Source organism: Streptomyces sp. C36 (genome assembly GCF_040932295.1).
GTDB classification, from domain to species: Bacteria; Actinomycetota; Actinomycetes; order Streptomycetales; family Streptomycetaceae; genus Streptomyces; species Streptomyces triculaminicus.
In genome coordinates this window covers 85,665-109,557 of sequence record NZ_JBFQGI010000002.1, presented here as the reverse complement: position 1 = coordinate 109,557, position 23,893 = coordinate 85,665, and the positions used below count along the sequence as shown (strand labels likewise).

The following is a 23,893-nucleotide window of genomic DNA, read 5'->3' as shown; positions in this document are numbered from 1 at the left end:
CGACCACGGCGGTGGAGGGGGCGGAAGCGGGCCCCGCCGGCCGCGACCGGGACCGCCCGGCCGCCTGGCGCAGCCGCCTCTACCGCTGGGACCTGCGCTACAGCCCGTACGCGTTCGTCGCGCCGTTCTTCGCCTTCTTCGCCGCGTTCGGACTCTTCCCTCTCCTCTATACGGGCTGGGCCTCGCTGCACCGGGTGGAGCTGACGGCCCCGGACCGCATGGTGTGGGTGGGTGCGCACAACTACCTCCGGCTGCTCGACAACGACTTCTTCTGGAACGCGCTGCGCAACACCGTCACCATCGGGGTCCTCTCCACCGTCCCCCAGCTGCTGATGGCCCTGGGCCTGGCCCATCTGCTCCACTACCGGCTGCGCGCCGCGACGTTCTGGCGCGTCGCGCTGCTGACCCCGTACGCCACCTCGGTCGCCGCCGCCACCCTGGTCTTCGTCCTGCTCTACGGGCGCGACTACGGCCTGGTGAACTGGGCCCTGGGCACCGTGGGCGTCGGCCCGGTCGACTGGCAGAACGGCACCTGGAGCTCGCGGTGCGCGGTCTCCTCGATCGTCATCTGGCGGTGGACGGGCTACAACGCGCTCATCTATCTCGCCGCCATGCAGGCGGTGCCCGACGAGCTGTACGAGTCGGCGGCGCTGGACGGGGCGTCGCGCGGGCGGCAGTTCCTGCACATCACCGTTCCGGCGCTGCGGCCGACGATCCTCTTCACCGTCGTGGTCTCGACGATCGGGGCGACCCAGCTCTTCGGCGAGCCCCTGCTGTTCGGCGGGGCGGGCGGCCAGAAGGGCGGCGCCTCGCACCAGTTCCAGACGCTCGGGCTCTACCTCTACGAGCAGGGCTGGTTCTACTACCACCTCGGGCGGGCCTCGGCCGTCGCCTGGAGCATGTTCCTCCTTCTCATGCTCGTGGCCGCGGTCAACGTGCTGATCGCGCGCCGGCTGCGGAAGGACCGGTGAGAGGAGCCCATGGCGATGCCACCCCGTGCGGGACGGCAGCTGCGCGCCGGGCCGGTCGGCTACGCGGTGCTGGCGCTGTTCACCGCGGGCTCGCTGTTCCCCCTCGTCTGGACGGCCGTCGCCGCCTCGCGCGACAACGCCCGGCTGGCCCGCACCCCGCCGCCGCTGTGGTTCGGGGACCGTCTCCCGGAGAACCTGGGCACGGCGTGGAGCGACGCCAACATGGGGCTCGCGCTGTTCAACACCACGGTCGTGGCCGGGACGGTCGCGCTCGGCACGGTGCTCTTCTGCACGATCGCCGGCTTCGCCTTCGCCAAGCTGCGGTTCCGGCTGAAGAACGTCCTGCTGTCGCTGACCGTCGGCACGATGATGGTGCCGCCGCAGCTCAGTGTCGTCCCGCTGTTCATGGTGGTCGCCGGCCTGGGCTGGACCGACCGGCTGCAGACCGTGGTGCTGCCCACGCTGGTCAGCGCCTTCGGGGTCTTCTTCATGCGGCAGTACCTCGTGGAGGCGCTGCCCACCGAGCTGATCGAGGCGGCCCGGACGGACGGCGCGAGCAGCTGGCGCGTGGTGTGGCACATCGTCTTCCCCGTCGCCCGGCCGGCGATGGCCGTGCTGGGGATGCTCTCCTTCGTCCAGGCGTGGAACGACTTCTTCTGGCCCGTGATCGCGCTGACCCAGGAGAACCCGACCGTGCAGGTGGCGCTCACCGGGCTCGGCCGGGGCTATGTGCCCGACCAGGCCGTGGTCATGGCCGGGGCTCTGCTGGGCACCCTGCCGCTGCTGCTGGCCTTCGCCCTCTTCGGCCGCCAGATCGTCGGCGGCATCATGCGGGGCGCGGTCAAAGGCTGATCCGTCCACTCTCTCTCCTCCCCTTCCTCTCACCTCTTCGGGAGCGACCATGACCGTGAACTTTCCGACCGGCTTCCTGTGGGGTGCCGCGACCGCCGCCTATCAGGTCGAGGGCGCGGCCCGGGAGGACGGCCGGACCCCCTCCATCTGGGACACGTTCTCCCGCACCCCGGGCCGGGTGCTGGGCGGCGACACCGGCGACACGGCCACCGGCCACTACCACCGCCGCGAGGAGGACGTCCGGCTCATGGCGGAGCTGGGGCTGGGCGCGTACCGCTTCTCCGTCTCCTGGCCGCGCGTGCAGCCCACCGGCCGGGGGCCCGCCTCCCGCGGCGGACTGGACTTCTACCGCGCGCTCGTCGACGACCTCCTGGCCCGGGGCATCCAACCGATGCTGACGCTCTATCACTGGGACCTGCCCCAGGAACTGGAGGACGCGGGCGGCTGGCCCGCACGCGAGACGGCACACCGCTTCGCCGACTACGCGCTGCTGGTCGGCGAGGTGCTGGGCGACCGGGTCGGGCTGTGGACCACGCTCAACGAGCCCTGGTGCAGCGCCTTCCTCGGCTATGCCGCCGGGGTCCACGCGCCGGGCCGCACGGACGACGAGGCCGCGCTGCGCGCCGCCCACCACCTCAACCTGGCGCACGGCCTCGGCGCCCAGGCGCTGCGCACCGTCCTGTCGGCGGACGCCCGGTTGTCCGTCGCCCTCAACCCCGCCGCCGTGCGGGCCCGTACCCCCGCGCCGGGCGACCTGGACGCTCAGCGGCGCGTCGACGCCCTCGCCACCCGTATCTTCACCGAGCCCATGCTGCGCGGTGCGTACCCCGCGGACCTGATCTCCGACACCGAGCCGATCACCGACTGGTCGTTCGTGCGGGACGGCGACACGGACATCGTCAAGCACCCCCTCGACGCGCTGGGCATCAACTACTACGCGCCTACAGTGGTATCAGCCGCCACTGACAATCGGCCCGACCGGTCCGACGGGCACGGCGCGGGCGGGCGTTCGCCCTGGCCGGGCGCCGGCCGGGTGGCGTTCCACCGGCCCCCGGGCAAACTCACCGCGATGGACTGGGCGGTGGACCCCACGGGCCTGTACGACCTGCTGATGCGCTTCACCCGCGAGGCGCCCGGCCTGCCGCTGATCATCACGGAGAACGGCGCCGCCTACGACGACAAGCCGGACGCGGACGGGGCGGTGCACGACCCCGAGCGCATCGCCTACCTGCACGCCCACCTCGACGCGGTGCTGCGCGCCCTCGGCGACGGGGCCGACGTGCGCGGCTATTTCCTCTGGTCGCTGCTGGACAACTTCGAGTGGGCGTACGGCTACAGCAAGCGCTTCGGCGCGGTGTACGTCGACTACGCGACGCTGGCCCGTACACCCAAGTCGAGCGCCCGCTGGTACGCCCGCGTGGCCCGGACCGGCCGCCTGACGCCGAGCTGAGGCGGCCGTCACTCGAAGACGGAGGGCGGCGGGGCCGGGGAGGGGCGGGCGTCGGCGTCGGTGACGGGCGCCGCGCCGCCGGTGAAGTCGGCGAGGGCGCGGCCGTGTTCGACCCGCCCCTGGTGGGGGTCGGTGGCCGCCCGCCGCGTCAGCTCGGCGACGGGCAGCTCGCGGTCGGAGGCCAGCAGCACGGCGTTGCCGAAGCGGCGCCCGCGCAGGACGGCCGGGTCGGCGGTCAGGCACAGTTCGGGAAAGACGGTCCCCACGGTCGCGATCTGCGCCTTGACGTAGGCGAGCGGCGGTCCGTCGGCGAGGTTGGCGGCGTAGAAGCCGCCCGGGCGCAGCACCCGGCGGACCTCGGCCGCGAACTCGGTGCTGGTCAGATGGGCGGGCGTGCGGGCGCCGCTGAAGACGTCCGCGATGATCAGGTCCGCCCAGCCGTCCGGCAGCTTGCCGAGCCCTTCGCGGGCGTCGCCGCCGCGCACCCGGACGCGCCAGGTGCTCTCCAGGGGCAGCTCGGCGCGGACGAACGCCACCAGCGGGGCGTCGATCTCGACGATCTGCTGGGTGGAGCGGGGGCGGGTGGCGGCGACGTAGCGGGCGAGCGTGAAGGCGCCGCCGCCCAGGTGCAGGACCTGGACCGGTTTGCCGGGCGGCGCGACGAGGTCGGCGATGTGGCCGAGCCTGCGCTGGTAGGCGAAGTCGAGGTAGGCCGGGTCGTCGAGGTCCACATGGGACTGCGGGGCCCCGTCGATGAGCAGGGTGCGGCCGCGCGGGCGGTCACGGTCGGGTACGAGCTCGGCGAGACCGCCGTCGACCCGCGCGGTCACCGCCTCCGCGGTGCGCCCGCGACCTTGTTTCTGCTTGCCTTTCGCCACCCGTCAAGTATCGCCGGTGGCGCGCGGCGCTCCGGCCGTGGCGGCGGCCCGGCGGAACGGGGGCCTCAGCGGCAGCGGTCGACGGCCTCGATCGTGCGGGCGGCCTCCCCGAGGGCGGCGCGCAGCACGGCCGGGTCGGTGGCCCAGGCGTAGGCGGCGTCGGGTGCGACGAGCCAGCCGGTGCCCTTGACGGGCGGCATGTCGGCCGTCGCGCGCGGCCCGCGCCCGTAGGTCTGGGTGCAGGCGCTGCCCGGCACGTCCCAGCGGTCGGCGGTGCCGGGCGGGACGAGGAAGCCGAGGGTGTCGCCCTCGCCGTCGTGCAGCACGGGCCCGACGCCGTCGCGCAGCCGCAGGATGTCGACCGCCTCGAGGCCCTGCCGGGAGGGGACGGTGACGAGGTCGCACGGCCGGCCGTCCTCGGCGGCGGCCCGCGTCGGGCAGGGGGAGGGGCTGTGGTCCTGACGCGGCCGGTGCGGCGCCGTCGTCCGTGAGCCGCCGCCGATGTCCACTCCGGCCTCCGCCACGGGAAACCCTCCTCACGCCAGTGCCACTCCGCGTCGAGCGCGCTCACGCTCGGAGGGTTCAACGGCCGTGGGCGTCAACGGCTACGGCGCCATGCCGCGCCAAAGGATGGCAGTTCATGGCGGATGACAGGTGGGATATCCCGTTTGTAGGCAAACCCGGCGTAGTCGTCCCGCCACAGCCGGTACGGTCGTCACGCCACACGGCAAGCACAGCCGCCCGCCCCGCGGGTTGCCCCCGGGGCGGCTCGCCAGGGAGAGGGTCCGGCCATGGCGTCGCACCGCGCGTCCTCGTCAGCACGCCCCAACGCCGCCTTCCGGGAACTGCGCGGACAGCGCTCACCAGGGGAGTTCGCGGCGGCGGTGCGGCGGGCGGGCCGCGAGATCGGCGAGCACGTCTCCTGCGACGCGCGCTATGTCGGGCGTGTCGAGTCGGGCGAGATCCGCTGCCCCAACTACGCCTACGAGCGGGTGTTCCGGCACATGTTCCCCGGCCTCGAGCCGGTGGACATGGGCTTCGCACCGCGCGAAACGGTGCGTGGACGGGGGGCGCGCAAAAAGGGTTCCGCGCTGCCCGGGCAAACCGAGAGCCCCGCCGAAAGCCGTACCTCCCTCGGGGCCTCCCCCGGGGCGGACGGGGCCTTCGCACGAGGCTCCGGCAGCAACTTCGACAGCAACAAGGAGAGCGACGTGTTGCGTCGCGCGTTCATGACCTCCGGCACGGCCGCCATGGCCGCCGCCTCCCTGGGCGCCGCCCCCGGCACCCCGGGCCCCCGCCGCGCGGGAGAGCCCGAGGCCTGCGCCGTCGAGCAGGCGGTCCGGCAGATCCGGGTACTCGACGACCGGCACGGCGCCGACGGCCTCTACCGGCGCGCCGGCCGCCCGCTGAAGGCGGCCTACGCGCTGCTCGACGCGCAGACGCGGCGGCGGTCGGTGGCCGACCGGCTGCACGCGGGGGCGGGCGAGCTCGCCATCTCGGTGGGCTGGCTGGCCCATGACTCGGGCCGCTTCCCGGACGCGCGCTCGCACTACGCGGAGGCGCTGGCGACCGCCCGGGTGGCGGGCGACGCGGCGCTGGAGGCGCACGCCTTCTGCAACACCGCCTTCCTCGCCCGGGACGCGGGGCGGCCCCGCGAGGCGGTGCGCGCCGCGCAGGCCGCGCAGCGGGCCGGCCGGCGGCTGGGCTCGGCGCGGCTGATGTCCCTGCTGGCCCTGCGGGAGGCCGGCGGCTGGGCGCGGCTGGAGGACCGTGCGGCGTGCGAGGAGGCGCTGCTGCGCGCGCGCACGCTGTTCGGGCGGGGGCCGGACGACACGGACCCGGAGTGGATGACCTTCTTCGGCGAGGCGGAGCTGGAGGGCCTGGAGGCCCAGTGCTGGTCCGCCCTCGGCGACTGGCGGCGCGCGGCGGAGCACGCGGAGCGGGCGGTGGACCTGCAGGACCCGCACTTCGCGCGGAACATCGCCCTCTACACCGCCCAGCTGGCGGGCGACCTGGCCCGCGGCGGCGCCCCGGACGAGGCGGCGGCGGCCGGGTGCCGGGCGCTGGACCTGCTGGAGGAGGTCCGCTCGTCCCGGGTCCGCACCATGCTGACCGCCACCGCGCGGCAGCTGCGCCGGCACGCGGCGGAGCCGGTGGTGGCGGGCTTCCTGGCCCGCCACCGGCCCGCCGCGCAGGCCGGATAGGCGGGCCGACGGGCCGACGGGGCGTCAGCCGAGGTGGCCGGTGTCGTTCAGGCGCACCAGCGCGGGGGCGCCGTAGGCCCAGCCCAGGACGGACAGGGACGTCGGGTCGAGGCGGATGCGGGAGCCGAAGAAGAGGTCCTCGCCCAGCCAGCGGGCCACGATCGTGCGCAGGATGTGGCCGTGCGCGAAGACCAGCACGTCGCGGTCGGCCGAGCGGGCCCACTCGACGACCTCGTCGGCGCGGGCGGCGACCTGCTCGCGCGTCTCGCCCTCGGGGACGCCGTCGCGCCAGATGAGCCAGTCCGGGCGGCCCGCCTTGATCTCGGCCGGCGTCATGCCCTCGTAGGCGCCGTAGTCCCACTCCATCAGGGCGTCCCAGTCGCTCGCCCGGTCCCCGAAGCCGGCCAGCTCGCAGGTCTCCTTGGCGCGCACGAGCGGGCTGGTGCGCACCTCGACGTCCGGCAGGGCGTTCCACGGCGCGCGGTGCAGGCGCTCGCCGAGCAGCTTGGCGCCGCGCCGGCCCTCGTCGAGCAGCGGGATGTCCGTGCGGCCGGTGTGCTTCCCGGACAGCGACCACTGCGTCTGTCCGTGCCGGGCCAGCAGGATGCGCGGTGCCATGGCGAGGGCCCCTTCACAAGATTTCGGTGACTTTCACGACAGTTCCGGCGTGACGTCGGTTCCGTCCAGCCCCCATCATCACTCACTTCACTCTCAGGCAACCCTCTGGTCAGCGACGGCGTCTCCCCTCCCGCCGCCTCGGGGTTCCGGGAAAGTCCCGGGGCGGTGTGCGCGCAATGTGGCGTACACCGTACGGTTGCAAGCGCGCTTGTTGGCCGCCTGAACAAATGGAGAGCCGTCCGGATGTACCGCACCGCACCACTCGGGAAGCGGCCGCGCTGGTGGACCGAACTGCCACTGATAGCCGTGGTGTACGGGCTGTACACGGCGGGCCGGCTCCTGGTCAGGGGAGATGTGCAGTCGGCCGTGGATCACGGCCTCGCCATTCTCGATCTTGAAAAAACGTTCCGAATAGACTTCGAGCACCCGCTCAACCGTCTGTTCACCAGCCATCCGGCGATCGGCATACCCGCGGACTTCGCGTACGCCGCCCTGCATTACCTCCTCACTCCCGCGCTGCTGGTCTGGCTCTTCCGACGCCGCCCCGACCACTACCGCCGGATGCGGACCTGGCTGATGATCTCCACCCTCATCGGCCTCATCGGGTTCACCCTGCTGCCCACCTGCCCGCCCCGCCTCCTCGACGACGCCCAGGGCTTCGTCGACACGATGCACCAGTACTCCGCGTACGGCTGGTGGGGCCGCGACGCCAGCGCCCCGCGCGGCATGGGCGGGCTCACCAACCAGTACGCGGCCATGCCGAGCCTGCACGTCGGCTGGGCCCTGTGGTGCGGGGTGGTGCTCTGGCGCCACGGCCGCGCCACCTGGACGAAGGTCGCGGGCGTGGCCTACCCGCTCGCCATCGCCCTCGTGGTGATGGGCACCGCCAACCACTACTTCCTCGACGCCGTCGCCGGCGTCGCCGTGATGGGCGCGGGCTTCCTGCTCGCGCGGCCCGCGGTGCGCCTCGCCGACCGGATCCGGACCCGCTTCGCCGGCGCCGCGTCCGCGGAAACCGCCGGGACGCCCGCGATTGTCAGTGGCGGGTGCGAGACTGCGGCGGGTACTGCGCTCGTCCGGACGTCCTCCCCCGGCTCCCCGGCCGGAGCCGGCCGTCCGGGAGCGCCGGAGAGACTTCGCGAGGCGGACGCCAGTGACCAGATCCCCCGTCAGCCGGCCCGGGGCGAGGCCGGAGACAGCCGCACCGACGGCGCTGCGACAGCGGCTCGCTGAGCTGCGCGGCCCGGCCGTCGCACCGCTGCCGCTCGACGCCCGCGCGCTCGCGGCGCTGGCCGCGAACCCCGGCTGCCACCGCCGGGCCCTGCTCGACGGCGCCGGCGTCGACAAGGCGGCCCTGGCCCGGGCGCTCGGCTCGCCGGCGACGTTCGGGCAGTCCCAGTTCGCGTTCGTGCGCGGCCACGCCTTCGAGGCCCGCGCGAAGGACGACGGCGGCACGGAGCTGATCCGCCTGCTGTGCGAGCGGCTCGGCGACGGCTCGCCCCCGCCGCCCGGGCCGGGCGAGATCGACATGCCGGACCTCGCCGCCTCCGGGCCCGAGGGGCGTACGGCCCGCACCGCCCTCGCCCTGCGCGAGGCCACGGCCGCCGGCCGGTGGGCGCTGCTGGACCACCCCATGCTGGCCCTGTCCGTGGCCGGCACGCCCGCGTACCTGGAGCCGGACGCCGTCGTGGTCCACCCCGACGGCGGCTGGACGGTCGTGGAGATCAAGTCCTTCGCCATGGTCGACGGCGCGGCCGACGCGGCGAAGGTGGGGGCGGCCGCCCGCCAGGCGGCGGTGTACGCGCTGGCCCTGGAGCCCGTCGCCGAGCGCATCGGCGACGGCGCCTCGGTCCGTCACAGCGCGCTGCTGGTCTGCCCGAAGAACTTCTCCAACCTCCCCGACGCCGCCCTCGTCGACCTCCGCAAGCAGCTCGCCACGACACGCCGTCAGCTGGACCGGCTGACGGGCGTCGCCGACATCGCCGACGGCCTCCCCCACGGCACGACCTTCGACCTCTGCCTGGCCGACGACGGACGGACGCCCACCCGGCCGGCCGACGAGCTCGCCGCCGCGGTCGACGCCGTCGGCGCGGCGTACGCCCCCGAGTGCCTGGCGGCGTGCGAGCTGGCCTTCCACTGCCGCGCCCGGTCCCGGGCGGCGGACGCGGTGCAGACCCTGGGCCGCGCGCTGCGCGCCGAGCTCGGCGGTCTGACCACGATCGAGGCGGTCCTCGCCGCGGCGGCCGGCGAGGCCGGCGACCCTGGCGATCCGGCGGTCGCCGCGCTGCGCCGCGCGGCACGGCTGCGGGCGGAGTCGCTGGAGACGGCGGAGGCGGCGTCATGTCCCTGATCGACACCCTCGCCCGGCTGGAGGCCGCGCGGGACGGGCGGGCCCGGCCGCTGGCCACCGTGCGGCACCGCCACATCGCCGACCGGCCGCTGGTGTTCGTGCCGCTGACCACCGCGGGCGAGGCCGGGGCTCCGCTCGGGGCGCTGGTGGGCACCGAGCGGGACGCCCCCCGCCTGCTCGTCGTGGCCCAGCCGCGCGACCGCGACCTGCGCTCGGCGTTCCTCGCGGAGCTGGCCGACGCGATGCTGCCCCGCATCGAGGAGTTCGCCGACGCCGTCGAACGCGAGGAGCGCAAGGAGACCGACCCGACGACCGGCAGGAAGGTGCCGGTCGAGGTCGAGCTGTGCGCGGACGCCCCGCAGGTGGTGGTGCCGAGCGCGGCGGGCGTGGAGTACGTCCGGCTGCTCGGCCGTTCGATGCGCTTCCGCCGCACCGCCGAGCAGGACCCCGACGCGCCGCACCCGGCTCCCCCTCGGGTGCCGCTGCTCGGGCGCTGGCTGACGCACTTCGGGGAGCGCTCGCGCGTCCCCGGCTCGTCGCTGCTGCTGGCGATGACGCAGGTGCTGGGCCGCCACTGGGCCACCGGCCAGAGCGTCCTCGAGGACCAGCACCTGGGGGCCCTGCTGGCCTGGATCGACCCGCCGGAGGGGACGTCGGGCGCCGCGGCCGCCCTGCGGGCGGAGCTGGCCCGCGACGCGGAGGGCCTGCCGGCCCACCCGCCCGCCGGTCCCGCCACCGACCCGGTCTTCGACAACAAGCGGCTGGCCCCGGCCATCGCCCGCTACGACCGGGCCCGCGCGGACGTCCTCCAGGCGTCGCCGCACCGGTTCGCGGCGGCCCACCGGGCGCTGGCCGACGCCGAGCGGGAGATACGCGACCTCCTGGAGGGGCAGCTGCGTCCCACCTGGGACGCCGTCTGGCAGGGCATCGACCTGCTGCGCGCCCTGCCCGAGGGCGCCCGTGTCGGCGAGCGCTGGAAGCGCGACCGCTGGTCGTACACCGCGCACCGCGACCGCGTCCGCGCCGGGGAGCCCCCGCAGCCGCGGCGGGACGACGCCGTGACGGCGGCCCGCAAGCTGGCCGCCCGCGAGACCGCGCAGGCCCAGCTCGACGCGCAGGAGGCGCTCGACGATCCGCTGGTGATGGCCGGGCGGCGGCTGGCCGGTGAGGCCTTCGCCGGGCCGGTCGCCGAGGTGGTGATGGAGTATTCAGAAGCGAAGATTCCGCGTCCGCGCCCGCTGGTGACCCTCCGCACCCAGGACACCCCACACGTCGCCGACGGCGTGAAGCTGCACCGCGCGCTGCCGGACGGCAGGTCGCAGCCCGCGGAGTTCGTCTCCCACGGCCCGGACGGCACCCTGACCGTACGGCTGACCGGAGGCATGGGGCGCGGCAAGGCCCCGGAGGCGGGCTCCGTACCCGAGCCGGGGGACCAGGTGTGCTGGACCCTCTTCGAGCACGCCCCCAGGGGCGGCCCCGAGCTGCCCGAGCCCGAGCAGACGCCCTGGACCCACGGCGGCCCCCCGGCCGCCGCGGCCGAGGCCCCCGACCCGGTGACCGCGGAGGACCACCTGTGACCGTACGCATGGAGCGCGGGCGCGCCTTCGATCCCGGCCGGGCGGCGGCCGAGGCCACGGACGCGATCCTGCGCGACACCCTGCACGGCCCGCACCGCGGCGTCGTCGTGGACTCCCCGCCCGGCGCCGGGAAGTCGACGCTGGTCGTCCGGGCGGCCCGGGAGCTGGCCGCCGCCGGGCGCCCGCTGATGATCGTCGCCCAGACCAACGCCCAGGTCGACGACCTCGTGCTGCGCCTGGCCAAGCAGGACCCCGACCTGCCGGTCGGCCGGCTGCACAGCAGCGAGCGCCGCGCCTACGACCCGGCCCTCGACGCGCTGGACTCCGTCGTCACCTCGGCGAAGGCCGCCGATCTCGCCGGGCTGGACGTCGTGGTCTCCACGGCCGCCAAGTGGGCGCACACCAAGATCGCCGAGCCATGGGGGCACGCCATCGTCGACGAGGCGTACCAGATGCGCTCGGACGCGCTGCTGGCCGTGGCCGGGCTCTTCGAACGGGCGCTGTTCGTGGGCGACCCGGGGCAGCTCGACCCCTTCAGCGTGGTCGGCGCGGAGCAGTGGGCGGGGCTGTCGTACGACCCGTCGGCGAGCGCGGTCAGCACGCTGCTCGCCCACAACCCCGGGCTTCCCCAGCACCGGCTGCCGGTCTCCTGGCGGCTGCCCGCCTCCGCCGCGCCGCTGGTCTCGGACGCCTTCTATCCGTACACGCCCTTCCGCAGCGGCACCGGCCACGGCGATCGGCGGCTCGCCTTCGCGGTGCGCTCGGACGGCTCCGGACCGGACCGGGTGCTGGACGAGGCGGCGGAGTCGGGGTGGGGCCTGCTGGAGCTGCCCGCGCGCCACACGCCGCGTACGGACCCGGAGGCGGTGGGCGCGGTCGCGCACGTCGTCCGGCGGCTGCTGGACCGCGGCGGGGCCGTGACGAGCGAGAGCGCGCCGGATCCGGCGCCGCTGACGGCGGAGCGGATCGCGGTGGGCACGGCCCACCGCGACCAGGCCGCGGCCGTCCGCGCGGCCCTTGCGGAGCTCGGCGTGGCCGGGGTCACGGTGGACACGGCGAACCGGCTCCAGGGGCGCGAATTCGACGTCACGGTCGTGCTCCACCCCCTGTCGGGCCGCCCCGACGCGACGGCGTTCCACCTGGAGACCGGCCGCCTGTGCGTTCTGGCCTCGCGGCACCGGCACGCGTGCGTGGTGGTCTGCCGGGCGGGCGTCGACCGCCTGCTGGACGACCACCCCGCCACGGAACCGGTGCAGCTGGGGGTGACGGTGAAGTTCCCGGACGGGTGGGAGGCCAACCATGCGGTCCTGGCCCACCTGGCCGAGCACCGCGTCCCCTGGCGGCCGTGAACCGAAGCCGCCCACGGTCCCGCCGCACGGGCGGCACCCCCCGAGCCGCCGGGCGGAGCCCGGCACGCCGCCGGAGGCGGCCAAGGGAAACAGCCCGGACGGGTGGGAGGCCAACCACGCGGTCCTGGCCCATCTGGCCGAGCACCGCGTCCCCTGGCGGCCGTGAACCGAAGCCGCCCGCCGACCCGCCGCGGGGGCGGCACCCGGTCGGCCGTGAGGGGGCCGTGGCGCGGGGGCGCACTTGCGCGCGGCAGGACAATGGATGACGGTGCAGACGATTCTGGAGGTATGTACATGTGCGAGCCGAAGCAGGCTCCCGGCGCGCAGGACAGTGCTCCGCGCCGCCTGAAGCCCGCGCAGCTGCTCTTCGAGCCACCCGAGGCCGTCGCCGATCCGGAGCACTTCTTCGACCTCGAGTCGATCGAGGACCCGCGTGAGCTGCTGTCCCGCTCCACCGAGCTGGCACTGGCCTTCCGCGCGGCAGCGGACCGGGCGACGGAGTACCAGGCGGTGGCGGCGGCTCAGCTCGCCGATCCCCGGCGTTTCGACAGACTGCCGACAGCCGTCATCGCCGAGCATGCCGAGTGGAGCGAGGACTACACGAAGAAGATGGTCGAGTTCGGCCGCGACCTGCTGCGCGGCAGCATCGCCCGCGACTGATCCGACGCGGCCCATGATCTTCGATCATGGGCCGTTGGCATATGCGGAGCGCACCGTAGCGCACCCCTCGCGGCCCTGTCCCGAATTCCCCGAACTCCCCCGGGCCCACCCCGCCGGGCCGCCGACCATAGGGCCATGACCACCTGGCCGCACGATCCGCGTCCCGTCCGCCCCCGGCCCGCCGCCCCCCACGTCCCGCTCGCCGGGGCCGACTGGCTGGCCTCCGCCAGCCGCTTCCCGCGCAGCGTCCACGCCCTGTGGGCCGAGGACCCGCTGGCCACGGTCATACTGCCGTGCGGCACGGCGTTCGACGTGATCGACGCCCCGATGCTGTTCGGCCGCCGGATGCTCGACCGCCTGTGGTCGCCGGCGGGCCCCGGTTCGGGCCCGGTCGCGGCCCAGCGCGGCCGGCTCCTGCTGTTCGCCGCGCCCGGCACGGCCCAGCGGCTGCCCGCGCTGCTGGCCTGGGAGGAGTGGGGAGGCGACGGCCGGACGGCACCGCCGCCGCTGCTCTCCTACGGCACGGGCGACGCCGTGACCGTCCCGCCGCTCTGCCCGCCGCCCGCGGGGCTCGAGCCCACCCCGCCCGCCAGCCGCTGGCTGGTCGTCCCGGACTGCCGCAGTCCCTGGCTCCCGGCGGCGGACGCCCTGCTGTGGGCCTGCGTACGGGCCGCGCGGGCGACCCCTGTACCCACCCCCACGGCGGGCTGAAACATACGGATTTTCTTTCCACCGGACCGGGGTGCTAAAGTCTTCCACGTCAGCAGGCGCCGCTAGCTCAGTTGGTTAGAGCAGCTGACTCTTAATCAGCGGGTCCGGGGTTCGAGTCCCTGGCGGCGCACAGACAGTCGAAGGCCCTCACCACGGTGAGGGCCTTCGTCGTGTCCGGGCCACGGCACGCCGGGAGGATTCACCTCCGGGTCACCCGGACCTTCCACGCCCCGGTCACCGTGTGTCCCACCACGTCCACCCGCACCCCGTCCGCGCTCAGCGACTCGCCCGTCACCAGCGGCGCGTCGGCCAGCGGCGGGTAGACCGACTCGCCCCAGCAGGCGTGGGTGCCCGGATGCCCGTCCAGCACCTGGACCGGCCCGCCGCCCGAGGCGGTGTCGCTGCGCACCCGGTAGACCAGTACGCCCTCGGTGCAGGTGGCGGCGTCGTTGCCGGAGGCGCCCCGCGCCTCGACGACGATCGCGCTGGTCACCCCGGTGCGGGCCACCACCATGCGGGTGCGCCCGTCCGTGCCCGGGCGCATCGGGGCCTCGAGCGGCTGGAGGACGTGCGCCGAGCCGCCGGAGCGGCTGACGCACTCGACCTGGCGGGGGCCGAGCCAGCCCAGCTTCCACTTGTGCCAGCCGAAGGGGTCCGAGGCCAGCCCGAACTGGCTGCCCATGAGGTCCCAGTCGCCGACGTGGGTGTCCCAGTCGCCCTTGCCGTCGGTCGGCCGGTGGTAGAGGTCGGGCAGGTCCAGGACGTGCCCGGTCTCGTGGGCGAGGACGTTGCGGTCCGGCGGGTGGTGCTCGAAGACCGTGACGACGCGGCGCAGCTCCGTGCCGTCGACGGCGATGGGCTCCTCGAGGTTGACGACCTTGGTCGCGTCGGAGTCGACGCCCGGGGCGTCGGGGTCGGCGACGAGATAGACGAGGTTGTAGCGCCGGAAGTTCACGTCCTTGTCCACGGCGGCGATGGCGTCCCGCAGGTAGGCGGAGCGCTGTTCGCCGTCCCAGTCGCGCTGTATGTGGTAGTCGCCGGAGGGTCGAGGCATCTGGAACCACCGCTTCAGCGGGTGGGCGCGCAGGGTGAACCGCCCGTAGGACGCCCGCTCGAAGAAGCGGGACGTGCCGGGGAAGTGGTCGGCGGCGAGCCGTTCGGGGGAGACGCTCGGCTTGGAGTCGGGGAACGACAGGAAGACCATGACGGCGTCGAGCCGGCCCACGGGCCGGGGATAGTCCGTGTTCCAGGAGTCGACGCCCTCGGAATGGTGGGCCTGGCTGCGCGGCAGCGCGCAGGGGCCGCCGGGACCGGCCGCGTGCGCCGGGGCGGCGGCGAGGCTGGTGGCGATCGCGCACAGGCTGGTGAGTACGGCACCCGCGCGCTGCAGCCGGGACCGCTCGACGCGGCGCGGCCGCGGCCGGTCCACTCCCATGGGTGTCAGCGGACGCACCACGTCGACCTCCGGGGACGGAATCGGGAGACCTCACCCACCCTCTTGTTATTTGCGGTGTTATGCCCCGTTTCACTACCCCAGTCGAGTGACTAAGCCGACTTCTGGGTACATCACACACGGTCACATGTGGTCAATCGAGAAGACGCAACCATGCAGCTCCAACCGTGATCGCCCATGGATGTGCACAGACGCGCAGAAACGGTCGGACCCCCGCCTGCGGCTCCACCCCTCACGGCCGGGCCGCTGGAACGGTCCCTGCGCGGGCTCTATGCTCGCCACACTTCCAGCACGGAATCCCCCTACAGTCGGCCATTTGCCGCCTTTTCCATCACGCGTACGAGACTCATGAAGACCCGCACGGGATCCGTGCGGAACGAATGCCACGCGGGAGCGAACGTTGAGCGGAACACTCGACGGCCAGGGCGGCACGCCCGGTACGACGCCGCCAGTCGTCACGCAACGTCACGTCACTTCGAATGATTTCCGCGCCGCCTTCCGAGCCGCGCGCCTCGGTATGGCCGTCGTCGGCCGCGACGGCCTCGTACGCACCGCCAACGACGCCCTCGGCGCGCTCCTGGGCACCGACCCCGCCCGGCTCCAGGACTCCCCCGCCGCCGAGTTCACCGGCCTGCGCGAGGACTCCCGCACCTGGAGCGCGTACCGCGACGTCCTGCTGGGCCGTCGCGACCGGCTGCACTGCACCCGCAGACTCCGGCAGCCGGACGGACAGGGGGTGTGGGCCGAGGTGACCGTCACCGCGCTGCCCGACAGCCGCGACGCGCTGCTGTCGGTGGCCGACATCTCCGACCGGCGCGATCTGCGCGCCCGGCTGCGTCACCTGCGGATGCACGACCCGGTGACCCGGCTGCCCAACCGCAGCCTGTTCTTCGAGCGGCTGGCCGCCGCGCTGGCCGCCGCCTCCGTGTCACGCGGCGGCGGCCGGATCGGGCTCTGCTACCTGGACCTGGACGGCTTCAAGGCCATCAACGACACCCTCGGGCACCGGGCCGGCGACCGGCTGCTGGTCGCGGTGGCCCGACGGCTGACCGAGTGCGCGGCCCCCGGCGGCCACCTGGTGGCGCGGCTGGGCGGCGACGAGTTCGCGCTGCTGGTCGAGGAGTCCGCCGGCACCGAGCAGCTGGTGGACCTCGCGGCGGCCGTACAGGCCAGCCTGGCCCGGCCGTTCGAGGTGGCGGGGCAGCGGCTGGCGGTCTCGGCCAGCATCGGCGTGGTCGAGCGCCCGGCGGCCGGGACGCACGCCACCGAGCTGATGCAGGCCGCGGACACCACGCTCTACTGGGCGAAGGCCGACGGCAAGGCCCGCTGGACGCTCTTCGACCCCGAGCGCAACGCCCACCGGATGACCCGGCAGGCCCTCTCCAGCACCCTGCGCCCGGCGGTCGAACGGGAGGAGTTCTCCTTGCAGTACCAGCCGCTGGTGGGGCTGGACGACGGCGTCGTACGGGGCGTGGAGGCGCTGGTGCGCTGGCACCACCCGCAGTTGGGGACGCTGGCGCCGAACCGCTTCATCGGTCTGGCGGAGGAGACGGGCGCCATCGTGCCGCTCGGCCGCTGGGTGCTGGCGACCGCCTGCCGCCAGGCGCGGCGCTGGCAGCTGGACCACCCCGCCGAACCGATCCTGGTCAGCGTGAACGTGGCGGTGCGTCAGGTGTGGGACTCGGACCTGGTGGCGGACGTGGCGGCGATCCTGGCGGAGACCGGGCTGCCGGCCCGCCTGCTCCAGCTGGAGCTCACCGAGTCGGCGGTGATGGGCTCGGCGGGCCGGCCGCTGCAGCAGCTGCAGGCGCTGAGCGACATGGGCGTCGCCATCGCCATCGACGACTTCGGCACCGGCTACTCCAACCTCGCCTACCTCAGCCGCCTGCCCGTCTCCACCCTCAAGCTCGACGGCTCCTTCGTCCGCGGCTTCCGCACCGAGGAACATCCCAACCCCGCCGACGAGACGATCGTCGAGGCGCTCGTCCAGCTCGCGCACCGGCTGGGCCTGACGGTCACGGCCGAGTGCGTGGAGAGCGCGGAACAGGCCGAGCGCCTGGGGCGGATCGGCTGCGACACGGGCCAGGGGTGGTTCTACTCCCGCCCCGTGCCGCCGGAACGCATCGACGCGCTGCTCGGCGCGGGCGTACGGCCCTAGGCGCGGGCGTACGAACCGGGGCCGGGGCGTATGGCCCGGGGGCGCGCCGCCCCGCCGGCCGGGCCGCACCCCCGTGGCGGTCCGTCCGGCGGGGCGGGCCCCGGCGCCCGCGGCTACGCGCCGCCGGGGAGCCCGAACGCGTCGGCTATCAGCTCGTAGCTGTGCAGTCTCGCCTCCGGGCCGTGGGCGTTGGTCGTGATCATCAGCTCGTCCACGCCGGTCCGTTCGGCCAGCGAGGTCAGCCCCTCGCGCACCTCGTCCGGCGTGCCGAAGACGACGTTGCGCAGCCAGTCGGCGACGAACTCCTGCTCGGCCAGGCCGTACGCGTAGGAGGCGGCCTCCTCGGGCGAGGGCACCAGTCCCGGACGCCCGGTGCGCAGGCGGAGCATGGACAGCGCGCCGGTGAGGACCTGACGGCGGGCTTCCTTGGCGTCGTCCGCGGCGAACGCCTGGACGCCGATCTTGGCGTACGGGCGGTCGAGGACGGCGGAGGGCCGGAAGGACTCGCGGTACACCTCGAGGGCGGGCAGGGTGTTGGCCGCCGAGAAGTGGTGGGCGAAGGAGAACGGCAGGCCGAGCAGCCCGGCCAGGCGTGCGCTGAAGCCCGAGGAGCCGAGCAGCCAGATCGAGGGCCGGTCGGCGCGCTGCACCCCGCCGGGCACCCGGCCCTGGATCGGCCCGGGAACGGCGTGGATGCGGGCGTAGGGGTGGGCGTCGGGGAAGTCGTCGTCCAGGAAGCGGGTCAGTTCGGAGAGTTGCTCCGGGAAGTCGTCGGCGCCCTGCGGCATCCGGTCCTGGCGGCGCAGCGCGGCGGCGGTCGCGCCGTCGGTGCCCGGCGCCCGGCCGAGGCCGAGGTCGACGCGGCCCGGGGCCAGGGCCTCGAGCGTGCCGAACTGCTCGGCGATCACCAGCGGGGCGTGGTTGGGCAGCATCACACCGCCGGAGCCGAGGCGGATGCGCTCGGTGTGGGCGGCGACGTGCGCCAGGATGACGGCCGGGGAGGAGCTGGCGACCCCGGGCATCGAGTGGTGTTCGGCGACCCAGAAGCGGTGGTAGCCGCGCCGCTCGGCCAGGCGCGCGAGGTCGACCGTGGTGAGCAGCGCCTGCCGGGCGGTCCGGCCGGTGCCGACCGTGGCCAGATCGAGGACCGACAGGGCCACGGGGGCGCTGCCGAGGGGTTTGGCCCGGATGATGTCGTCGTCCCGCACGTCGGCCACGGTGGCCCGCCTCCCTGATTGAGCAAGAACCTGGATCGGGCAGGAGCCCGAGCGGACAGGAGCTGTCCGGGGTGCGGCGTCGCACCCTGAGCGGCCACAACCGGAGTCACTCTCCGATTATTCCCGGCGGGCCTCGGCGACCCCGGGCGGGCACCCTTAGGACGGAGACATATGCCAAGGTCGCAAAGCCCAGGACAGGGGTACGGGCGGGGTGTTCATTCTGTTCAACACCGCCTCCCGGAAACCGGATTCACCCTTATCGTGGAGAGCGGGACACCCGCAGGAACATCGCTAGGGGGAGACCGTGGCTCTCAGGCCCGAGCCGACCGCACCGTTCCACTCGGTGCAGTACGCCCTGCGCGTGCTGGAGACGGTCGCCAAGTACACCGGCGGCGTCAGCGAGGCGCAGATCGTCCGGGAGACCGGGCTGCCCGCCGGACACCTCGCCCACCTGCTGCTGATGCTCCGCCGCGAGGAGTACGTGGAGCGCACCGGCGACGGGGCGTACGTCACCGGGGAGGCGCTGGCCCTGCTGAGCTCGGGCGGCGACCGCAAGCAGGCGCTGGCCGCCAAGCTCCAGCGGTCCCTGCACACGCTGCGCGACAGGGTCGGCGCGGCCGTCTACCTCAGCAGCTACGTCGACGGCGAGATCCGGATCACGCAGTACGCGGACGGACCCCGCACCCCCAAGGTCAACGAATGGGTCGACTTCCGCTCCGCCGCCCATGCCACGGCGCTCGGCAAGTGCCTGCTGACCCAGCTCGACCAGGACGACCGGCGCGACCACCTCTCGCGGCACCGCACCGCCCGCCTCACCTCCCGCACGATCACCAACGAGAAGGTCCTCTTCAGCCGGCTGGCCTCCCAGCCCGCCACCGTCCCGGTCCTCGACCTCCAGGAGTACGCGGTGGGCACGGTCTGCGCGGCCGTCCCGATCACCGCGGGCCGCTCGGTGGGCTCGCTGGGCCTGTCCCTGCCGCTCGAGCACGCCCACCGGCTGCGCGAGGCGGCGGACGCGCTGAACCGCCACGCCGCGCCGATGCTGCTGTCGCTGACCCTGTAGGGCGGGGCCCGGACGGCCCGTGGCACGGGGCAGAGCGGGGGTCCGAGGGGCTGATGTGACCGGTGGTTCGGAGCACCCCCGGACATCGGGTAGAGTTTTCTCTGTCAGCAGGCGCCGCTAGCTCAGTTGGTTAGAGCAGCTGACTCTTAATCAGCGGGTCCGGGGTTCGAGTCCCTGGCGGCGCACAGACAGTCGAAGGCCCCCACCGATCGGTGGGGGCCTTCGTCGTACGGCCCGTAGCATGGGAGGCCGTCTCCCGCCCCGGGCGGAAGAGACCGGCGAGGACAGAGGGGAAGGAGGGGCGCGCGTGTCGCAGCGACGCCGTCCGACGGCAGCCGCCGTGCTCCTGCTCCTCATCGCCGCCGTCTTCGCCCCCTCCCTGTGCGGCGTCTCCCCCGCCGTCCACGCGACGGCGGGCACCTCCGCCCTCGCCGCGACCCGCGCCCACGCCCCCGCCGCGGCCGCCACGACCGAGGACCGGTCCGAGGCCCGGCCCCGGGCCGAGGCCGCCGACACCGGCGGCACCTGCCGCCAGCAGGACGTTCCCCTCAAGGGCGCCGAGGTCGCCGTCGCCGCCGCGCACGCCGACCCCGTCACCGGCCCGGGCGCCACCCGCCTGGCACTCCCCCGGACCGAGACCCCCCGCCCCGGCGCCCCACGGGCGCCGCCCGTGCCCGTCGCCGGCTGCGCCGAGCTGCTCCCCGTCCTGCGGATCTAGGACCGCCCCGCCACGGCCCCGCACGGGCCGTGCTCCGGCATGCCCAGATCCTCACGACCCATGGAGCACCACCTCACATGTCCGCACGCGTCTCCACGCCCTCCCGCCGCCTGGCGGCCATCGGCGCGATCATCGCCCTCGTCGTGGCCGTCACCGCCGCCGGCATCGCCCTCGCCAGGAACGGCGGCGGCTCCGGCGGGCACGAGCCCTCCGCCGCCCAGCCCGCCTTCGGCCCGCAGCAGCCCACGTACGACCGGCTGGAGAAGATCACCAGCCGCCGCGACAAGGGCGACCCCCTGGCCGTCGGCAGGGCGGACGCGCCCGTCGTGCTCGTGGAGTACGCCGACTACCAGTGCTCCTTCTGCGGCCGCTTCACCCGGGAGACCCAGCCCGAGCTGGTGCGCAAGTACGTGGACGAGGGCGTCCTGCGCATCGAGTTCCGCAACTTCCCGATCTTCGGCAAGGACTCCGAGCGCGCCGCCCGCGCCGCCTGGGCCGCCGGCCGCCAGGGCCGCTTCGCGCAGTTCCACCACGAGGTCTTCGCCAAGCTCCGCAAGGGCGACGCCCTCGCCGAGGACAAGCTCGTCGACATGGCCGGCACGGCGGGCGTCAAGGACCTCGACAGGTTCCGCGAGGACCTGAACGGCTCCGACGCCGAGGCCGCCGTCAAGAAGGACCAGGAGGAGGGCTACGCCCTCGGCGTCAAGAGCACCCCCACCTTCCTCGTCGGCGGCCGGCCGCTGGCGGGCGCCCAGCCGCTGAAGGAGTTCGAGGCCGCCATCACCCAGGCCAAAGCGGTGAAGGACGCCGCCGGGAAGTCCGGCAAGTGACCGACATCGGCTACCTCGCCGCCTTCCTGGGCGGCGCACTCGCCCTGGTCAGCCCGTGCAGCGCCCTGCTGCTGCCGGCGTTCTTCGCGTACTCGCTCGCGAGCCCCGGCCGGCTGCTCGCGCGCACCTGCGTCTTCTACCTCGGGCTCGCCACCACGCTCGTACCGCTCGGCGTCGCCTCGAGCGCCGCCAGCCGGCTCTTCAACGGCCACCGGGACCTGCTGGTCACCACCGGCGGCTGGGTGGTGATCGCCCTGGGCGTCGCACAGATCGTGGGCCTCGGCTTCGCATCGAAGAGGGCCCAGGCGGCCGCCGGCCGCATCACGCCGCGCACCGCCGCGTCGACGTTCCTGCTGGGCTGCGTGTACGGACTGGCCGGCTTCTGCGCCGGGCCCATCCTCGGCGCGGTGCTGACGGTGACCGCCGTCGACGGCAATCCGGTGTACGGGGCCTCGATGCTGGCCGTCTACGCGCTGGGCATGGCGCTGCCGCTGTTCGTCCTGGCCCTCTTCTGGGACCGCTTCCGGCTCGGGGGGCGCGCCTGGCTGCGCGGCAGGGAGATACGCCTGGGCCGGCTGCGGCTGCACACCACGTCCCTGGTCTCCGGGCTGTTCTTCATCGGCATCGGGACGCTCTTCCTCGTCTACGACGGGACGACCGGCCTGCCGGGCGTCCTGGACGCCGACCAGGAGTTCCGCCTCGAGGAGCTGGCCTCCCGGGTGGGCAACGCGGTGCCGGACTACGCGCTGCTGGCCGTCGTCGCCCTGGTGGTGGCCGGGGTGCTGGCGCGGTTCGCGCTGCGGCGCGACCCCGACGAGTGAGCGCCGCCGGATGAGTGCCGTGGGGTGATCGCCGACCGGTCACCCCACGGCCGTCCTCATGGGCGGCGGCCGGACGTCAGAACCGGACGTCGGAACAGGCGTAGAACGCGTTGCCCGTGTCCGCGATGGTCCAGACGGCGACGATCAGCTGCTTGCCGGTCCTCCCCGCGGGGAGGGTGCCCTGGTGGCTGACGGTGGCGTCGGGGACGCGGCCTCCGTAGGGCACCGTCAGGAAGGGCTGGGTGGCGAGGTCCGCCCGGGTGAGCGGCCTCTTGGGGTCGTACGTGCTGTTGGTGAGGTAGTAGCGGAAGTCCGTGGTGGCGTGGCGCGCGGTGATCCTCCAGCGGAACGTCAGGCTCTGGCCCGCCGTGACCTCGGTGGCCGGCCACTGTCCGCCGCGCGGGTCGTCGAGCTCGGCGAAGCGGCTGTTGCCACCGGCGCAGATGGTGCCGTCGGAGGGGCCGCGGGTCGGGAAGCCCTTGGGGCCCTCGACGGACTGGGGCTCCCACTGGATGTCGCCGCAGTCCTGGACGGTGCCCCGGGAACAGAGCACCTGGCGACTGGTGGGGGCGTCGGTGTAGCCGTGGCCGGAGGCGCTCGTGGTGGAGAGGACCGAGACGCAGGCGACTCCTGAGCCGATGATCGCCGCACTGATCTTTTTGCGCATGCTGGCACTCCTCGAGAACGTGGGGGGTTCTGTGAGTCGAGTGGGTTGCGGTCCAGACCAATACGGAGGCTAGACCCGGTTATTCGCCATGTCCAGGTCAAATTCGCACCCTTGACACACCACGGTCTCCTCACCGACCGCGACCACCACCACCCCGTCAGCGCGCCGCCGTCCGGGTGACACGCCCGTACATGTGCGGGTTGTGGTCGGCGAACGTGGAGATCCGGACCCGGGTGCCGGGGTGGGCCGCCTCGAGGTAGCGGCCGCCCCCCAGATAGATCGCGACATGGTGCACCCCGGAGGCCCGGCCGTCGCCGGACCAGAAGACGAGGTCGCCGCGGCGCAGGTCGCCGCGCGGGATGCGCCGGGTGGCCCGGTACTGGTCGGCGGCCAGGCGCGGCAGGCGGACGCCGGCCCGGGCGTAGGCCCGCTGGACCAGCCCGGAGCAGTCCCAGCGGTGCGGCCCGACGCCCCCGAGGGCGTACGGGTCACCCACCTGGCGCAGCGCGAAGACGAGCGCGGGCTCGAGGGCGGGGGCGGCGCCCGCGCCCTCCGTCTCCGCGAGGTTGTGATCCGCGAGGCCCTGGCCGGCGGCTTCACGGCCGGCGAGCTCCTGGGCGGCGAGCTCCGGGTCCTCGGGCTTCGGCTCCAGCGTGGCGGTGTCGGCCCCCTGGCCGGGGCCCGGCCGTGGCGGCTCCGTCGCCCGCGCGACCGCCCCCGGCCCGGCGATCGCCGCGGCCCCCAGCGCCGCCAGCAGTGCGGCGCGCATGGCGCCCCGCCGACGGCGGGGACCCTCCCCGGATATGTCCTCGGGCATCTCCTTGGCCGCCTTTCCTCCGGCTTCCGGCGGCCCCGGGCGGCTTCCGCTGATTTTTTTCGGCCACCGCCCGGGCGCTCGGCACAGCGTCTCAGCGACCGAAAGGGACCGCACGTCGCATCGGCGTTACCGTACGTAGCAGATATTCATGCCATTAGCGGATGTATCGGACTCCCCTTCGCCGGATCGCCCCCACGGGCTCACGAGGTCCCGCGTCGCGGGGTGGTCAAAGGCGCCTCCGGAGTCGGGTAGAGTTTTCTCTGTCAGCACGCGCCGCTAGCTCAGTTGGTTAGAGCAGCTGACTCTTAATCAGCGGGTCCGGGGTTCGAGTCCCTGGCGGCGCACGCGAGTCTCAAGGCTCCTCACCTTCGGTGAGGAGCCTTGAGTCGTTCTCCGAGCGATACGAACACACAAGCGTGTCACCCGTGACCACTTGGGCAACATTCGCACGCATCTTCGTTCGACGTACCGCTTTGCCCGGTAAACACCTTGTTTCACCCTTGCGATCATGACGCGGGGTTCGAGATCC

22 protein-coding genes and 3 tRNA genes are annotated in these 23,893 nt (G+C 74.1%); 18 read left to right on the top strand and 7 right to left on the bottom strand.

Going from position 1 to position 23,893, the window contains the following annotated elements:
* The first annotated feature begins 11 nt into the window (after positions 1-11).
* Genes AB4K12_RS06025 through AB4K12_RS06015 form a run of 3 tightly spaced genes read left to right on the top strand, consistent with a single transcriptional unit; the run spans position 12 to position 3,273 of the window.
* Positions 12-971, top strand: a complete 960-nt coding sequence (locus AB4K12_RS06025) for a carbohydrate ABC transporter permease (RefSeq protein WP_368433814.1) — start codon at positions 12-14, stop codon at positions 969-971.
* Between the two features lie 9 nt (positions 972-980).
* Positions 981-1,823: a carbohydrate ABC transporter permease gene (locus AB4K12_RS06020; protein ID WP_368433238.1), complete on the top strand. Its 843-nt coding sequence runs from the start codon at positions 981-983 to the stop codon at positions 1,821-1,823.
* Positions 1,824-1,872: 49 nt separating this feature from the next.
* A complete protein-coding gene (locus tag AB4K12_RS06015) occupies positions 1,873-3,273 on the top strand; it encodes a GH1 family beta-glucosidase (protein WP_368433237.1) in 1,401 nt (466 codons plus the stop codon).
* 8 nt (positions 3,274-3,281) lie between these two features.
* Here the strand turns inward: AB4K12_RS06015 and AB4K12_RS06010 are convergent, their stop codons facing one another.
* Positions 3,282-4,151, bottom strand: coding sequence for a fused MFS/spermidine synthase (locus tag AB4K12_RS06010; RefSeq protein ID WP_362257854.1), 870 nt, complete (start codon positions 4,149-4,151; stop codon positions 3,282-3,284).
* Between the two features lie 65 nt (positions 4,152-4,216).
* Positions 4,217-4,675, bottom strand: coding sequence for a hypothetical protein (locus AB4K12_RS06005; protein ID WP_368433236.1), 459 nt, complete (start codon positions 4,673-4,675; stop codon positions 4,217-4,219).
* A 267-nt stretch (positions 4,676-4,942) separates the two neighbouring features.
* On the opposite strand from AB4K12_RS06005, the gene AB4K12_RS06000 reads away from it, so the two are divergent.
* Entirely contained in the window at positions 4,943-6,355 is a 1,413-nt protein-coding gene (locus tag AB4K12_RS06000; protein WP_368433235.1) for a tetratricopeptide repeat protein, read from the top strand.
* Between the two features lie 24 nt (positions 6,356-6,379).
* Here the strand turns inward: AB4K12_RS06000 and AB4K12_RS05995 are convergent, their stop codons facing one another.
* Positions 6,380-6,973: a histidine phosphatase family protein gene (locus tag AB4K12_RS05995; RefSeq protein ID WP_086573818.1), complete on the bottom strand. Its 594-nt coding sequence runs from the start codon at positions 6,971-6,973 to the stop codon at positions 6,380-6,382.
* 243 nt (positions 6,974-7,216) lie between these two features.
* On the opposite strand from AB4K12_RS05995, the gene AB4K12_RS05990 reads away from it, so the two are divergent.
* The 7 genes from AB4K12_RS05990 (at position 7,217) to AB4K12_RS05960 (ending at position 13,750) form a co-directional block, all read left to right on the top strand.
* Positions 7,217-8,206, top strand: coding sequence for a phosphatase PAP2 family protein (locus AB4K12_RS05990; RefSeq protein ID WP_368433234.1), 990 nt, complete (start codon positions 7,217-7,219; stop codon positions 8,204-8,206).
* A complete protein-coding gene (locus tag AB4K12_RS05985; protein WP_368433233.1) occupies positions 8,127-9,323 on the top strand; it encodes a hypothetical protein in 1,197 nt (398 codons plus the stop codon). The genes AB4K12_RS05990 and AB4K12_RS05985 overlap by 80 nt, the downstream gene beginning before the upstream one ends.
* Complete coding sequence (locus AB4K12_RS05980; RefSeq protein ID WP_368433232.1) at positions 9,314-10,900, top strand: hypothetical protein; 1,587 nt, start codon at positions 9,314-9,316, stop codon at positions 10,898-10,900. The genes AB4K12_RS05985 and AB4K12_RS05980 overlap by 10 nt, the downstream gene beginning before the upstream one ends.
* Positions 10,901-10,908: 8 nt before the next feature.
* Positions 10,909-12,249, top strand: coding sequence for an AAA domain-containing protein (locus AB4K12_RS05975; RefSeq protein ID WP_207247062.1), 1,341 nt, complete (start codon positions 10,909-10,911; stop codon positions 12,247-12,249).
* A gap of 294 nt (positions 12,250-12,543) precedes the next feature.
* Complete coding sequence (locus AB4K12_RS05970; protein ID WP_368433231.1) at positions 12,544-12,909, top strand: hypothetical protein; 366 nt, start codon at positions 12,544-12,546, stop codon at positions 12,907-12,909.
* A 135-nt stretch (positions 12,910-13,044) separates the two neighbouring features.
* Complete coding sequence (locus AB4K12_RS05965; protein ID WP_368433230.1) at positions 13,045-13,620, top strand: bifunctional DNA primase/polymerase; 576 nt, start codon at positions 13,045-13,047, stop codon at positions 13,618-13,620.
* 56 nt (positions 13,621-13,676) lie between these two features.
* Positions 13,677-13,750, top strand: a tRNA-Lys gene (locus tag AB4K12_RS05960).
* Between the two features lie 69 nt (positions 13,751-13,819).
* Here the strand turns inward: AB4K12_RS05960 and AB4K12_RS05955 are convergent.
* Complete coding sequence (locus AB4K12_RS05955) at positions 13,820-15,055, bottom strand: M6 family metalloprotease domain-containing protein (RefSeq protein WP_368433229.1); 1,236 nt, start codon at positions 15,053-15,055, stop codon at positions 13,820-13,822.
* Positions 15,056-15,473: 418 nt separating this feature from the next.
* Between AB4K12_RS05955 and AB4K12_RS05950 the strand changes: the two genes are divergently transcribed.
* Complete coding sequence (locus tag AB4K12_RS05950) at positions 15,474-17,231, top strand: putative bifunctional diguanylate cyclase/phosphodiesterase (RefSeq protein ID WP_368433228.1); 1,758 nt, start codon at positions 15,474-15,476, stop codon at positions 17,229-17,231.
* A 113-nt stretch (positions 17,232-17,344) separates the two neighbouring features.
* Here the strand turns inward: AB4K12_RS05950 and AB4K12_RS05945 are convergent, their stop codons facing one another.
* The gene (locus AB4K12_RS05945; RefSeq protein WP_368433227.1) at positions 17,345-18,448 is read right to left on the bottom strand and encodes an LLM class flavin-dependent oxidoreductase; all 1,104 of its coding nucleotides are present in this window, start codon (positions 18,446-18,448) and stop codon (positions 17,345-17,347) included.
* 304 nt (positions 18,449-18,752) lie between these two features.
* On the opposite strand from AB4K12_RS05945, the gene AB4K12_RS05940 reads away from it, so the two are divergent.
* From AB4K12_RS05940 to AB4K12_RS05920, 5 genes are all read left to right on the top strand, one after another.
* A complete protein-coding gene (locus AB4K12_RS05940) occupies positions 18,753-19,511 on the top strand; it encodes an IclR family transcriptional regulator (protein WP_368433226.1) in 759 nt (252 codons plus the stop codon).
* Positions 19,512-19,622: 111 nt separating this feature from the next.
* Positions 19,623-19,696 (top strand) — tRNA-Lys (locus tag AB4K12_RS05935).
* A 122-nt stretch (positions 19,697-19,818) separates the two neighbouring features.
* The gene (locus AB4K12_RS05930; RefSeq protein WP_368433225.1) at positions 19,819-20,229 is read left to right on the top strand and encodes a hypothetical protein; all 411 of its coding nucleotides are present in this window, start codon (positions 19,819-19,821) and stop codon (positions 20,227-20,229) included.
* A 77-nt stretch (positions 20,230-20,306) separates the two neighbouring features.
* On the top strand, positions 20,307-21,059 hold the full coding sequence (locus tag AB4K12_RS05925) for a DsbA family protein (protein ID WP_368433224.1): 753 nt from the start codon (positions 20,307-20,309) through the stop codon (positions 21,057-21,059).
* Positions 21,056-21,880, top strand: a complete 825-nt coding sequence (locus tag AB4K12_RS05920) for a cytochrome c biogenesis CcdA family protein (RefSeq protein ID WP_368433223.1) — start codon at positions 21,056-21,058, stop codon at positions 21,878-21,880. The genes AB4K12_RS05925 and AB4K12_RS05920 overlap by 4 nt, the downstream gene beginning before the upstream one ends.
* Before the next feature lie 76 nt (positions 21,881-21,956).
* Here AB4K12_RS05920 and AB4K12_RS05915 read toward each other — a convergent pair whose 3' ends face one another.
* A complete protein-coding gene (locus AB4K12_RS05915; protein ID WP_368433222.1) occupies positions 21,957-22,547 on the bottom strand; it encodes a lytic polysaccharide monooxygenase in 591 nt (196 codons plus the stop codon).
* Between the two features lie 157 nt (positions 22,548-22,704).
* On the bottom strand, positions 22,705-23,364 hold the full coding sequence (locus AB4K12_RS05910) for a C40 family peptidase (RefSeq protein ID WP_368433221.1): 660 nt from the start codon (positions 23,362-23,364) through the stop codon (positions 22,705-22,707).
* A gap of 270 nt (positions 23,365-23,634) precedes the next feature.
* Here AB4K12_RS05910 and AB4K12_RS05905 point away from each other — a divergent pair.
* Positions 23,635-23,708 (top strand) — tRNA-Lys (locus tag AB4K12_RS05905).
* Positions 23,709-23,893 lie beyond the last annotated feature (185 nt).